Source organism: Cellvibrio sp. PSBB023, from assembly GCF_002007605.1.
GTDB lineage: Bacteria > Pseudomonadota > Gammaproteobacteria > Pseudomonadales > Cellvibrionaceae > Cellvibrio.
This window is the reverse complement of record NZ_CP019799.1, coordinates 3,079,649-3,092,938: the sequence shown is the minus strand read 5'-3', so window position 1 is coordinate 3,092,938 and position 13,290 is coordinate 3,079,649. Positions and strand designations below refer to the sequence as shown.

The 13,290-nt window shown below is 51.1% G+C and carries 11 protein-coding genes; 9 read left to right on the top strand and 2 right to left on the bottom strand.

What is annotated here, in order from left to right; all coding sequences use genetic code 11:
• Positions 1–85: 85 nt before the first annotated feature.
• From abiEi to B0D95_RS21130, 4 genes are read left to right on the top strand one after another with little or no spacing between them, the layout of a single operon-like run.
• Entirely contained in the window at positions 86–625 is a 540-nt protein-coding gene (gene abiEi, locus B0D95_RS13495; protein WP_078044379.1) for a type IV toxin-antitoxin system AbiEi family antitoxin, read from the top strand.
• Positions 612–1,532: a nucleotidyl transferase AbiEii/AbiGii toxin family protein gene (locus B0D95_RS13490; protein WP_078044378.1), complete on the top strand. Its 921-nt coding sequence runs from the start codon at positions 612–614 to the stop codon at positions 1,530–1,532. Before abiEi ends, B0D95_RS13490 begins: the two co-directional genes overlap by 14 nt.
• A 41-nt stretch (positions 1,533–1,573) precedes the next feature.
• Positions 1,574–1,765 carry a hypothetical protein gene (locus B0D95_RS13485; protein ID WP_078044377.1) on the top strand — a complete coding sequence of 64 codons (192 nt, stop codon included), beginning with the start codon at positions 1,574–1,576 and terminating at the stop codon, positions 1,763–1,765.
• 23 nt (positions 1,766–1,788) lie between these two features.
• A complete protein-coding gene (locus B0D95_RS21130; protein WP_210403624.1) occupies positions 1,789–1,956 on the top strand; it encodes a DUF4209 domain-containing protein in 168 nt (55 codons plus the stop codon).
• 89 nt (positions 1,957–2,045) lie between these two features.
• Here the strand turns inward: B0D95_RS21130 and B0D95_RS13475 are convergent, their stop codons facing one another.
• Together B0D95_RS13475 and B0D95_RS13470 are read right to left on the bottom strand one after the other, a co-directional pair.
• The gene (locus B0D95_RS13475; protein WP_078044375.1) at positions 2,046–4,298 is read right to left on the bottom strand and encodes an arginine/lysine/ornithine decarboxylase; all 2,253 of its coding nucleotides are present in this window, start codon (positions 4,296–4,298) and stop codon (positions 2,046–2,048) included.
• A 294-nt stretch (positions 4,299–4,592) separates the two neighbouring features.
• Positions 4,593–5,105: a helicase gene (locus tag B0D95_RS13470; RefSeq protein WP_149867915.1), complete on the bottom strand. Its 513-nt coding sequence runs from the start codon at positions 5,103–5,105 to the stop codon at positions 4,593–4,595.
• 175 nt (positions 5,106–5,280) lie between these two features.
• Between B0D95_RS13470 and ubiE the strand changes: the two genes are divergently transcribed.
• The 5 genes from ubiE to B0D95_RS13445 all read left to right on the top strand — a co-directional run bounded on the left by ubiE (position 5,281) and on the right by B0D95_RS13445 (position 13,285).
• The gene (gene ubiE / locus B0D95_RS13465) at positions 5,281–6,030 is read left to right on the top strand and encodes a bifunctional demethylmenaquinone methyltransferase/2-methoxy-6-polyprenyl-1,4-benzoquinol methylase UbiE (RefSeq protein ID WP_078044374.1); all 750 of its coding nucleotides are present in this window, start codon (positions 5,281–5,283) and stop codon (positions 6,028–6,030) included.
• Complete coding sequence (locus tag B0D95_RS13460; protein WP_078044373.1) at positions 6,030–6,644, top strand: SCP2 domain-containing protein; 615 nt, start codon at positions 6,030–6,032, stop codon at positions 6,642–6,644. The genes ubiE and B0D95_RS13460 overlap by 1 nt, the downstream gene beginning before the upstream one ends.
• Before the next feature lie 166 nt (positions 6,645–6,810).
• Entirely contained in the window at positions 6,811–8,448 is a 1,638-nt protein-coding gene (gene ubiB / locus B0D95_RS13455) for a ubiquinone biosynthesis regulatory protein kinase UbiB (RefSeq protein WP_078044372.1), read from the top strand.
• 217 nt (positions 8,449–8,665) lie between these two features.
• Positions 8,666–10,504: a bifunctional diguanylate cyclase/phosphodiesterase gene (locus B0D95_RS13450; protein WP_078044371.1), complete on the top strand. Its 1,839-nt coding sequence runs from the start codon at positions 8,666–8,668 to the stop codon at positions 10,502–10,504.
• Positions 10,505–10,531: 27 nt separating this feature from the next.
• Entirely contained in the window at positions 10,532–13,285 is a 2,754-nt protein-coding gene (locus B0D95_RS13445) for a response regulator (RefSeq protein WP_168172454.1), read from the top strand.
• Positions 13,286–13,290 lie beyond the last annotated feature (5 nt).

Genomic DNA, 13,290 nt, shown 5'->3' with positions numbered 1-13,290 from the left:
TGTTGTTTATGTCTACTTGTTGGGCTTATTATATAGACAAAAACGTCATTTATATGTTGTTTATTTGTCTACTTAGCGAGTGTTTATGAACCAAACAGCCGCCATTCAACGCTTTGCAGCCTGCGACAAAGAGGGTCGGTACATTTTTACCTATAGGGATTTAACCAAGGTCTTTCCAGAGGACAGTCCTCGCGCTTTGCAGGCCGGATTAAAGCGACTTGTGCAGCAAGGACTTTTAATGAATGTTGCAAAAGGCATTTATCTGTATGCATTTTCCCAACATAAGGGCAGCAATACCCTCGAACAAATCGCCAAGACCATTCGTCGTGGTGAATATAACTACATCAGCCTGGAGTCGGCTCTCTCTGAATATGGGGCAATATCCCAAATCCCGATTGACCGATTGACCGTGATGACTACTGGGCGCAAAGGTGAATACAACACCCCCTTTGGTACTATCGAGTTTACCCATACCAAACGGCCGGTTGTCGATATCATCAATAATCGGTTCGACGTAGGTCGCCCGCTGAAACTGGCGAATAAGGTCGCAGCCTATCGGGACCTAAAGCGGGTTGGTCGCAATACGCATTTAGTTGAGGAGCAAGTAGTTTATGAAAATCACTGAAGATGATTTTGCCCAACTGGTAAACAAAGCCATGCAGGACAATAAGGTCACGCACATGCGTCCCGTCATTGAAAAAGAATTGCTGCACTATGACATTTTGTTTTGTCTGGAAGAAAAAGGACTTTTGGACAACCTGGTATTTCAGGGCGGTACCTCGCTGCGCCTGTGTCGTGGTGGTAACCGCTTTAGTGAGGATCTGGATTTCGCTGGCGGCAAGGATTTTTCATCCGCCAGGCTCATTGAGATGAAAGACTGCCTGCAGGATTACATCGGCAAACGATACGGCCTTGAGGTCAGGGTTAAAGAACCGGCAAGTTTAAAAGAAGATGCGGAATACGCCGAGCTGAACATCGATAAGTGGCAGATATCCGTAATCACTGCACCAGATCGCAAAGATGTACCAAGGCAGCGCATCAAGCTTGAAGTTGCCAATATTCCCGCTTACACAAAAGAAGCTGTGCCGCTCAGAGTTAATTACAACTTTCTACCTGACGGCTATGAAGACACTCTGATTTTTACAGAAACTCTGGATGAAGTGATGGCCGATAAATTGATTTCGCTGCCCGCCACACAAAGATACGTGCGCCACCGGGATATTTGGGATTTGTCATGGCTGAAGCAGCAAGGTGCTGTTGTTCAACAGGAATTAGTTCAGCGAAAAATTGCCGATTATCGTTTGACTGATTATTCAGGCATGCTCGAGCTGATGATTAATAAACTTCCGGGCATTGTCACAGGCAGCGATTTTAAAAATGAAATGAAGCGCTTCCTCCCGACGGATGTTTATGATCGCACGTTGGGAAAAGAAAAATTTGAAGGATTTTTGATAAATACAGTTACGGGATTGTTCACGGAGCTAAAACAAAAACTAAATGGACAGCAGATTGAATCGGAGTTCAATATGTGATCGTGCTAATTACATCTTACCTGAAATAATAAGGAGTTACGGTGGATAATATTAATTCAAATGATGGAGATCAGGTTTTTACGATTCAAGACTTTTCTGAATGCGCCGACACAATTCTGCTGGAAGGGTTAGCCGCAACTGACTATCCATTAATGGCTGAATATTTCCGCAAGGCAGCCGAAAAAGCCAATAACGAAAATAAAACAACGCGCGCAAAAATATTCCTGATGTAAAACAATTATTTGACGAAGATTTGGTGTTTGAGCTAAAGGCATTATTTTGTGACCCGCTAGGCCCGAATCTTCGTAACGAAGTCGCTCACGGATTACTTGATGACAGAGGCAGTCAATCTGCCTATGCCATTTATGCATGGTGGTTTACGTTCAGATTGTTATTTACTAATTTTTGGAACAGCTTACGTTGAAATTAATTGAAAAAATGGCTACAAAAAAGCCACCGCATTCGCATGAGGTGGCTTTTGAATTTATAACATCTGGTGCATGAACGGCAGCTTTATTGTTTTACGCAATCAACAAAATAATCTTTTTTGCCATCCACTTCGCGTTTTACCAAACCGTGTACATCAGTTTCAAAGCCGGGGAACTTCTCGTTGAAGTCGCGCGCGAATTTCAAATAATCGACGATGGTTTTATTAAAACGCTCGCCTGGAATCAACAGCGGAATTCCTGGCGGATAGGGTGTTAACAAAATCGAGGTGATGCGGCCTTCCAATTCGTTGATAGGCACGCGTTCGATTTCGCGGTGCGCCATTTTTGCAAAGGCATCAGATGGCTTCATCGCCGGTTGCATATCGGACAAATACATTTCGGTGGTCAAGCGTGCAACGTCGTAGGCTTTGTAGAAGTCGTGAATTTGCTGGCAAAGATCGCGCAGACCCATGCGCTCGTAGCGTGGATTGGCTTGCGCAAATTCCGGCATGATGCGCCACATTGGCTGGTTCTTGTCGTAGTCGTCTTTAAATTGTTGCAGCGCGGCTACGAGAGTATTCCAGCGGCCTTTGGTGATGCCGATGGTGAACATAATAAAGAAGGAGTAGAGGCCGCACTTCTCGATGATTACGCCGTTCTCTGCCAGATATTTAGTGACGATCGATGCAGGGATGCCGGTATCGCTGAATTGACCATTCACCGACAAACCCGGGTTGACGATGGTGGCTTTGATCGGGTCGAGCATGTTGAAATTCGGCGCGAGTTTGCCGAAGCCGTGCCAATTGTCGTCGCTACGCAGTACCCAGTCTTCGCGGGTGCCAATGCCTTCTTCGGCAAATTCTTCTGGCCCCCACACCTGGAACCACCAATCCTGGCCCCACTCTTCGTCCACTTTTTTCATGGCGCGGCGGAAATCCAGCGCTTCAAAAATCGATTCTTCTACCAGTGCGTGACCGCCGGGTGCTTCCATCATCGCAGCGGCGATATCGCATGACGCGATGATCGAATATTGCGGTGAGGTGGAAGTGTGCATCAAATAGGCTTCATTGAATGCATCCTGATCGAGTTTTACTTTCTCGGATTCGCGCACCAACACTTGCGACGCTTGTGATAAACCGGCGAGCAATTTGTGTGTGGATTGAGTAGAGAAAATCATCGACTCTTTTGCGCGCGGACGATCTTTGCCAATCGCGTGCATATCTTTGTAGAACTCATGGAAAGTCGCATGCGGCAGCCAGGCTTCGTCGAAATGCAGCGTATCGATTTTACCGTCGAGCATATTTTTCAGCGTCTCTACGTTGTAGAGCACACCATCGTAAGTCGATTGGGTAATGGTGAGAATGCGCGGTTTCTTGTTTACGGCTTCGCGCGCAAAGGGGTTTGCTTCGATCTTGCGGGCGATGCTTTCAGGCGTGAATTCTTCCAGCGGAATCGGTCCGATAATGCCGAGGTTATTGCGCGTTGGCATCAGGAATACGGGGATTGCGCCGCACATAATAATCGAGTGCAAAATCGATTTATGGCAGTTACGGTCAACAACAACTATATCGCCCGGCGCTACGGTTGAGTGCCACACCATTTTGTTGGAGGTGGACGTACCGTTAGTGACGAAGTAGCAGTGATCTGCATTAAAGATGCGTGCGGCATTGCGCTCGGACGCGGCGATAGGACCGGTGTGGTCGAGCAATTGGCCGAGTTCTTCTACCGCGTTGCACACGTCGGCGCGCAGCATATTTTCACCAAAGAATTGGTGGAACATTTGGCCGATGGGTGATTTCAAAAAGGCCACGCCGCCGGAGTGGCCAGGGCAGTGCCAGGAATAGGAGCCGTCCTGCGCGTAATGTACCAGTGCGCGGAAAAACGGTGGTGCCAAACCATCAAGGTAGGATTTGGCTTCGCGGATAATGTGGCGTGCCACAAATTCCGGGGTGTCTTCAAACATGTGAATGAAGCCGTGCAGCTCGCGCAAAATATCGTTGGGGATATGGCGTGAGGTGCGGGTTTCGCCGTAGAGATAAATCGGGATGTCGGCGTTTTTGTTGCGAATCTCCTGCACAAAGGCGCGCAGGGATTTGAGCGCGTGGTCGGTCTCTTCCAGAGAGCCTGCGCCAAATTCTTCGTCATCAATGGACAAAATAAATGCAGAGGCGCGCGATTGCTGCTGCGCAAATTGCGACAGGTCACCGTAGCTGGTAACACCAACTACCTCCCAGCTTTCATTTTGAATGGCCTCCGCGAGTGCGCGTATGCCTAAACCCGAGGTGTTCTCGGAGCGAAAGTCTTCGTCGATGATGACGATGGGAAAGCGAAATTTCATGGAGTCTCCATAAAAAGGTATAAGGCTGGAATTTCACTTGCTGGCGAGACGCCTCTGGGTGGTGCTTGTTTATGTCATAACACAGCGTCATGACATAAGGCTGGTTGCGTGGCGCACCGTCCGGCCAGTCTGCTTGAGGGGAGACCGAGGAAAACCGGAAAGGAGTTGGAGCCATTTGGCCGCGCATTGCCCGGTTTACACCTGGGTTGACCCGGTACAACTGCGCCGGCAATTGTAAAGCACTTGAATGGATTCAAACACCCATAAATCGTTAGCAAGGCTAATCGAATCCAATTAATTCGCCGGTGCAGGTGTAGGCTCTTTGTCCTTGCTGGCTGGATAAAGTTCGATATCGCGCGCCATGAGTGCCTGTGCGGCGGGCAGTTGTGCAGCAATCTGTGCCTGCTCTTCTGCTGTGGGGAGTTTGTAACCGCGCGGCCAAATGCCATCGAGATAATTCCAGCCATAACCCCAGCGGTAGCTGGACATCCAATAAGGGCTGCCGCCCCAGCGCACGTTGGCGTACATATACTGGGCCATGCCCGGCCCCTGGGCTTGTTTTACACAGGCGAGAATATCGGCATCGGCCTGTTGGCGGTCGGCCTTGGTGCCGCCTTGCCAGTAGGCGAGGTCATGGGCAACGCAACAGTGGCGCCAGAGGTGGGGCTGTTCGGGCGTGCCATCAATCCACAGGGAGCAGCCGTCAGTAGTAAATGGCTTGAGGCTATTGGCCGCCGCCGGGCTGGGCAAGCTGGCGCTGAGGGCAATGGCGCTCATAAAGAATGCCGCAGATAAAAACATGCGCATGGGGTAATCCTTGCTTCTGGTAAATCGTTGCAGAATGGATGCAGGGGGCAATTTTACGCAGGGATGACAGAAACACTATCACTTTTTTCCCGCGCGATATGGCCTCGCCCACCGCGCTTAATGCCAGTACAATGCAGCCATCCCGCCCGCTGGGGCGACCGTTTTGGAACCCGCTATGAACGAGAAAAAAACCACTCACTTTGGCTTTCAACAAGTTCCCGTCGAAGAAAAGGCGGAGCGCGTCGCCGAGGTATTCCACTCGGTCGCGGCTAAGTACGATGTCATGAACGACCTGATGTCCGGCGGCATCCACCGGCTGTGGAAGCGCTTCACCATTGAAGCATCGGGCGTGCGTGCTGGTCACAAAGTGTTGGATATTGCCGGTGGCACCGGCGATTTAAGCTACCAGTTTGCCAAGTTAGTGGGCGCCAGCGGGCAGGTGATCCTCGCTGACATCAACGCTTCAATGCTCGGTGTGGGCCGCGACCGCCTGACGGATCGCGGTATTGCGGGCAATATCAACTTCGCCCAATGCGACGCGCAATACCTGCCATTTCCCGATAACACCTTCGATTGCATCACTATCGCTTTTGGTCTGCGCAATGTGACTGACAAAGACCTCGCCCTGCGCTCCATGCAGCGGGTACTTAAGCCGGGTGGGCGCCTGCTGGTGCTGGAGTTCTCCAAGCCGCAAAGTGAAATCCTCAGCAAAATTTACGACACCTATTCATTTAAAGTCCTGCCGTTCATGGGCAAGCTGGTGACTAACGATGCCGAAAGCTATCGCTACCTCGCCGAATCCATCCGCATGCACCCGGATCAGCAAACCTTGAAAGACATGATGGACAATGCCGGTTTTGTACGCACCGAATTCCACAATATGACCGGCGGAATTGTTGCGTTGCACAAGGGAATCAAACCCTGATGGCCGGCATGCTGGGTACCGCCGCACTCGCCAGCGCCGAGAAAATGCTCAACGCCACGCTGCGCTATGACCCCGCCACGCGCCTTGGCCTTGCCCCTCTGGAAGGCAAAATACTGGCAGTGCACATCACTGCCCCTGTGCTGACGGTATTTGTCATGCCGATGGACGACGAGTTGCGCTTGATGGGTAACTGGGACGGCGATGTCGATACCCGCATCAGCGGTTCACTGCTCGCGCTGGCGCAATTGAGCCGCACCGAAATCCATAACCTCAAACACAGCGGCGTCACGGTGATGGGCGATTTAAGCCTGCTCGCCGAATGGCAGCGGCTGGTAAAAAACCTCGATATCGACTGGGAGGAAATGCTCAGTCAATTCACCGGTGATCTGATTGGCCACCAAACCGCGCAACTGATTCGCGCCCAAGTCGGCTGGGTGAATGAGCGTGCCAGCAGCGCCCGACGCCTGACCAGCGAATTCCTCACCGAAGAATTAAAAGCCCTGCCCGCCAAGCCCGAATTGGACGACTTTTACCAGCAAGTAGATGACCTGCGCTTGGCGGTGGATCGCGCGGCGGCGCGTGTTGAAAAACTCATTACGGAGCGAAAACCGTAGGTTGGGGTGAGGAACGAACCCCAACAGAGTAACGCCGAAAAATTGCTAAAAAATCCAATCCCATTCGCCTTTACGAAAGGAATTCGTCGTGTTGTGCGAATAAGTCATGTTGGGGTTCGTTCCTCACCCCAACCTACGGTAGAACAAAAAGAGAATTGTGCTTGTAATGGTCTTTCTGCGTTTATTAAAAATCCTGCGCGTATTTGCGCGTTATCGTCTGGATCAATTGCTGCCCGCCAATATCCCTTTTGGCGCGCGCGTGCTGCTGGCGTTGTTCAAGTTCTTTCCAGTACCCAAAATGACACGCGGCGAATGCCTGCGCCGCGCCTGCGAAGATCTGGGTCCGATTTTTGTAAAATTTGGCCAGTTGTTATCGACCCGGCCGGATTTGGTGCCCAGCGACATAGTGCTCGAACTCAACCACCTGCAAGACAATGTGGTCCCCTTTGCCAATGAGGAATTCCAGCGCATTGTAGAAACCTCACTCGGTGCCAGTGTCGATACTATTTTTGCCAGTTATGACAAAGCCCCCTTGGCCTCTGCATCGGTTGCCCAGGTACACACGGCGGTCTTAAAGGATGGGCGCGAGGTGGTGATCAAAGTGGTGCGCCCCGGTATTGAACGGGTGATTGATCAGGACATCGAGTTGCTGTTATTGGTCGCCCGCTGGGTGGAAAAAAATACCCTCGATGGCAAACGCTTGCACCCGGTGGAAATTGTAGAGGACTACCGCACTACCATTTTTGATGAGCTGGATCTGCAGCGCGAGGCCGCCAATGCATCGCAATTGCGCCGCAACTTTTTACATTCCCCCCTGCTGTATGTGCCGGAAATTTATTGGGATTACACCCGCAGCAATGTGTTGGTCATGGAACGCATCTACGGTATTCCCGTGACGGATATCAATGCCCTGGCCGCGCAACATACCGACATGAAAAAACTTGCCGAGCGCGGCGTGGAGATTTTCTTCACCCAGGTGTTCGAGCACAATTTTTTCCATGCGGACATGCACCCCGGCAATATTTTTGTCGCCACGAAAAATCCGCAACTTCCGCAATATATTGCGGTGGATATGGCGATTGTCGGCTCGCTCACCCGTGAAGATCAGTATTATCTGGCGCGTAACCTGCTTGCCATGTTTCGCCGCGATTATCGTTTGGTGGCCGAGCTGCACGTACAAAGCGGCTGGGTGCCAAAGACTGTGCGGGTGGAAGAGTTGGAAGCAGCAATTCGCACCGTGTGTGAGCCTATTTTTGAAAAACCGCTCAAGGAAATTTCCTTTGCCAATGTGTTGCTCAGTTTATTCCGCACAGCGCGCCGCTTTGATATGGAAGTGCAGCCGCAATTGGTGTTGCTACAAAAAACCTTGCTCAATATAGAAGGCCTTGGCCGCCAGTTGTACCCGGACCTGGATTTATGGGTTACCGCCCATCCATTTTTGGAGCGCTGGTTAAAAAATCGCTTTCATCCCAAATCCCTGTGGGGCGAACTCAAACGTTACGCACCGGAATGGATGGAAAAATTCCCACAAGTACCGGATTTGATTTTCAACAGCTTGCAACAACTGCCGCTGATCAGCCAGAAGCTCGATGCACTCGAACAGGATGTAAGCCGGCGTAATGTGCAACAGCATCGCGGACGCCGTAAGCTGATTGCGCTAGTGGCATTTGGTGCGGCGGGTTATTTCCTTTATCGCGATACCCAAGGCTCTGCGGTATTGCGGGATTGGCTGGCGACGGATCTCTCGCCCGCCGGTGTGGCATTGATCGCGATTGGTTTGTTGGCGCTGTGGTTTAGAAAATAGCGTCACACAGATCCAGTCCCAGCCTTAACTCGTATCAAGGTATAACCTGTATGGCAGACACGCATTTGCTGTGCACACGCAGGCTCGCGCCTATATAACATCCTTCGGCGCCAAGTCTGGAATGCTAAACAAAACTTCATAATCACCGCGTAGCTATTCTGATTCCTTCTGTTATTATCAAATATCAACAATAGCGATAGCGAAGGATTTCATTGTTATGTCGAGCGCGACGCGTATTCTGTTAGTGGATGATACTCCCGAGAATCTGGATGTCCTCAGTGGCATTCTGGAGGATTTGGATTGCCAACTGATTGTCGCCACCTCCGGTGAGCGCGCATTGGAACTGGCCGCGCGCCGCTTGCCCGATTTGATCCTGCTCGATGTCATGATGCCCGACATCAATGGCTTTGATGTCTGCACTCGCCTGAAAGGCGATATCACCACCACCGAAATCCCCATTATTTTTGTCACCGCGCGCACCGACGATATCAGTCAGGGCTTTCGCGTAGGTGGTGCCGACTACATTACCAAACCCATCAATGCCGACGAAGTGCGCGCACGAGTGCGCCATCAACTGGAGCGGCAGGCAATGCTCGCCGAGTTAAAGTCCTTTAATCGCGAGCTGGAAACCAAGGTGCGCGAACGGACCTCCGAACTGACCATCGCCAACCGTCAGCTACGCGAGGAAATAAATGAACGGCGCTACATGCAAGACCGCCTCAATTACCTCGCCACCCACGATTTTGTTACCCGCCTCCACAACCGCAACGCCCTTGAATCCTTTGTCTCCGAACTGCTGGCACGTATCCAGGTTCAGAATATCAACGCCAGCTTTTTAATGATCGACATAGATCGTTTTCGCTTGATCAATCAAAGCTGCGGTTGCATTGCCGGCGATGAACTGCTGCGCCAATTTGCCGATGCTATCAGCGGCTTGTTACGACGCGATGATTTTTTTGCCCGTCTTGGTGGCGATCGTTTTGCGGTGGTTACCTACTGCGATGAAGGCGACAAAGGGGATGCGCTTGCGCGATCAATTTTGGCGCAGTTGCAGGAATTTAATTTCCAGTGGGAGGATCGCCAATTCAAATTGGCTGCGTCCATCGCCACTGTGCCGTTGACGCGCACCATGGTGAGCTACGATCAAGTGATGCTCGCGGCCGATGAAGTGATTTTTGTAGCCAAACAAGAAGCGCGCGGTGGTATTTTCAGTTACGAAGAAGCGGCCAAGCGCAGTAATTTACACAAGGAAAATATCAATTGGGCTTCGCGTCTGGTGGATGCGATTCACAACCAATCCTTCCGCGCTTATTTTCAGATGATCGAATACTTTCCCGCAACGCGCGATGACGAAGCGCCGCGCTATAGGTTGGAAGTATTAATGCGCTTGTGGGATGCGGAGCACCAGCGCATGATTTCGCCGGGTGAATTTATTGGCCCCGCCGAGCGCTTGCATTTAATTCCCGAGCTGGACAAGTGGATGCTCCAGGCCACGCTCTCGCTGTTTGCCCAGCATCCGGATTTGCTGGATCAAATCGATATGGTGTCGATCAATATCTCCGCCTTTTCGATTCGCGAAACCCAGTTTGCACAATTCATTATCAATAGCTTCCAGCAATTCAATTTACCGCCGCAAAAATTCTGTTTTGAAATCACTGAAACCCAAGCCATTGTGAATGTGGAATCCGCCCGTCAATTTATGCAGCAGCTGCGTGAATTCGGCGCACATTTTGCGCTGGATGATTTTGGCAGCGGCTTTGCTTCCTACGCGTATCTGCACCAAATGGCGTTCGACAAAATTAAAATCGACGGTATTTTTGTACGCGATATGGACAGCGATGCCTCGCACTATGCAATGGTGAAATCAATTGTGGAAATGGCGGCCTCACTCAATAAAGAAGTGATTGCCGAATTTGTGGAAACCGAGGCCGTCGCCCAAAAATTGTATGCGCTGGGTGTGCGTTGGGGACAGGGCTACCATCACCATCGCCCCCAAGCCCTGAATTACCAGTCGCTGCAAAAATTGCTGCTGAGCCCGGTTCAGCAAACCACCTAATTCACGCAGGGAATGCCGCCCGTGGTTATGAGTGACCGTAAAAAAATCTATCTGCTGGCGAAATTGCCCGTGTTAAACCTGTTGTTTGCTGTGGGTTATCTGGCGCTTGCCCAATGCGGTTTGGTGTGGAGCTCACTGAACTCGCAAGTGTCGCTGATTTGGCCTGCTGCGGGCTTTGCGCTGTTTGGTTTGTTGATCTTCGGGTTGCGTATCGCCCCGGGGTTATTTATCGGCGCGTTTGCAACCAACTTCAGTATCCATCTATACCCTGCCTTTGGTATCAGCTTCACTACCTTTCTCGCCGGTACGCTGGTCAGCGGTGCCATGTTGCTGCAAGCCATCATCATCGCGCGCATTAACGACGGGATTTTGAATCGCAACCTGTTGGTCAATTTACCGCGCACGCTGGTGTTTATTGTCAGTGTGTTTCTATGCGCGTTGATTGCACCCTCGGTGGGTGTTTCTACCTTTTCCTACATCGGGCTAGTGCCCGATGATGAACTGGGCAAAGCCTGGGCCTTTTGGTGGATGGGTGACAGCATTGGCATGCTCACCTTTACTGCACTCTTTGCGTGGCTGGTCATTCCCCGTGTGCGACACAATGCCCAGGCGCAGGCGTTTTTATTGCTGTGTGTGGGTGTGGGGCTGGTATTTTTCCTGGTCTCGGCGCTCGGTTATATCGAGCACTCGGAAGCGCAACGACTGGCCAAGGCCGCGCACGAAATGACGCTGGGGGCAAAACTCAGTGAGCGGCCCTGGTATCAACCCAGTTGGTTGCAATTCTCCGCACTGGCTATTGGCCTGACCATGATTGGTTTGTTGTCGGCCTATATTCGCACGCGCCAAAAGCACGATGATTTGCTCAGCCAAAATCAACGCAAACTGGAAGAGGAAGTGCTTTCGCACACTCAGGCGTTGCGCAAGGCGAATGATTGGTTGCTCAATGAAGTGGTGCAGCGGCAGCAGGCGCAGGAGCAATTACAGGAATCGCAACAAGCACTGCGCGCGCGCGAACAACACTTGCGCAGCCTGCTCGATAATATTCCCGACCCGGTGTGGTTCAAAAATTTGCAAGGTGTCTACATCAGTTGCAACAAAGCATTTGCAGAGATGCTGGCATTAACGGAGCAGGAAATTATCGGTAAAAGTGAAGAGCAATTGGTCAGCCCGGAATTGGCGGCGCTCTTTCAACAAAATGATCAGGCCACGCTCAGCAGCGACTCGGCTCACCGTTACGAACAACTGATTACCATCAATAATGAACACCGCTATTTACTCGATACCATCAAAGTTGCCCTGCACGATGATGCGGGTGAGGTAGTGGGCATTCTGGGTATTGGGCGCGATATTTCAGCGCAAAAAGATGCCGAGCGCCAACTCTCATTCGCGAAAGAAGCGGCGGAGGAAGCGACGCGCGCCAAGAGCCGTTTCCTCGCCAATATGAGCCATGAAATTCGCACGCCGCTCAATGCGGTGTTGGGTTACACCCAACTGTTAATGCGCGACGAACATTTCACTGGCAGTCAGCGCGAACGATTGCAATTGATTTTGGTATCCAGCCAACGATTGCTGGGGCTGATTAACGATGTATTGGATCTTTCCAAAATTGAATCCGGTGTGCTCAACCTGCGCAAAGAGTATTTTGATTTGCATCAGGAAGTGGCCGACATCCAAACCATTATGGCCGAGCGCGCTGCAACCAAAGGTTTGCAACTCATTACCCAGGTGGATTTGCCCAACCCCTATATAGTCAAAGGGGATCGCCAAAAAATCGGGCAGATATTATTAAATTTATTGGGTAACGCCATTAAATTTACGCCGCAAGGCAGTGTCAGTTTGTATGTGGCCAATTTGCAAGGCGAAGTGGAATTTGTGATTGGCGATACTGGCCCGGGAATTTCCGAAGCGGAGTTGGCAGAATTATTTGCCGCGTTTAAACAAGGGCAAGCGGGCGAAGATGTTGGCGGTACCGGTTTGGGGCTAACCCTATCGCGCCATTTGGCACAGGGCATGGGTGGCAGCTTGCAACTTTCCAGCGTGCTGGGCCAAGGCACCCTCGCACATTTGCGCCTGCCACTGTTGAGTGAAAATATTGCCATAGACCTGCGCGATACCGGTGCTCAGGTGACGCGTATGGCGGAAGACTGTCATATAACCGCATTGGTGGTGGAAGACGATTTTGCCAGCTGTGAAATTTTGGTGGATTTACTGCAACAAATTGGCTGCGATACTTACGCCGCTCACGATGGTCGAGAAGGTTTGGCCATGTGTCATGCACACCATTTCGATATTATTTTTACCGACATTCGCATGCCGGGCATGAATGGGTTGGAAATGTTTCGCCAGTTACGCCAACGCCCGAATTATCAAACCACTCCGATTGTAGCCGTCTCCGCTTCCAGCCTTGAACATGAACGCACTTATTATTTGGCGCAAGGCTTTCAGGAATTTATCGGCAAGCCCTATGCCTTCGATGATATTTTTAATGCATTGCGTCAATTTACGGCTGCGCGTTTTGAGGGCGACAATCATCAGGCGGCACCATCATCACATGCGTTGACGGAATTCCCGCCGCCGGATTTATTGCCCATTCATTCCCGGCTGCAGGATTTTGCTGCCGCAGCGGCCAGTGGTGATATGGGAAGTTGCAAACGAATCATGGCGGAGTTGACGCTTGAACAACTGGGAAAACAGCGCCATCAACACTTGTCAACGGCGTTGCGCCAGTACGATTTGGAACGAGTGGAAATGCTGATTAAACAGTGGCTAGCAAATGACTAAACAGC

Bases quoted from the DNA above. Each gene is read 5' to 3' on its own strand.
- abiEi (WP_078044379.1), top strand. From the start codon at position 86: ATGAACCAAACAGCCGCCATTCAACGCTTTGCAGCCTGCGACAAAGAG.
- B0D95_RS13490 (WP_078044378.1), top strand. From the start codon at position 612: ATGAAAATCACTGAAGATGATTTTGCCCAACTGGTAAACAAAGCCATG.
- B0D95_RS13475 (WP_078044375.1), bottom strand. From the start codon at position 4,298: ATGAAATTTCGCTTTCCCATCGTCATCATCGACGAAGACTTTCGCTCC.
- B0D95_RS13470 (WP_149867915.1), bottom strand. From the start codon at position 5,105: ATGCGCATGTTTTTATCTGCGGCATTCTTTATGAGCGCCATTGCCCTC.
- ubiE (WP_078044374.1), top strand. From the start codon at position 5,281: ATGAACGAGAAAAAAACCACTCACTTTGGCTTTCAACAAGTTCCCGTC.
- B0D95_RS13460 (WP_078044373.1), top strand. From the start codon at position 6,030: ATGGCCGGCATGCTGGGTACCGCCGCACTCGCCAGCGCCGAGAAAATG.
- ubiB (WP_078044372.1), top strand. From the start codon at position 6,811: ATGGTCTTTCTGCGTTTATTAAAAATCCTGCGCGTATTTGCGCGTTAT.
- B0D95_RS13450 (WP_078044371.1), top strand. From the start codon at position 8,666: ATGTCGAGCGCGACGCGTATTCTGTTAGTGGATGATACTCCCGAGAAT.
- B0D95_RS13445 (WP_168172454.1), top strand. From the start codon at position 10,532: ATGAGTGACCGTAAAAAAATCTATCTGCTGGCGAAATTGCCCGTGTTA.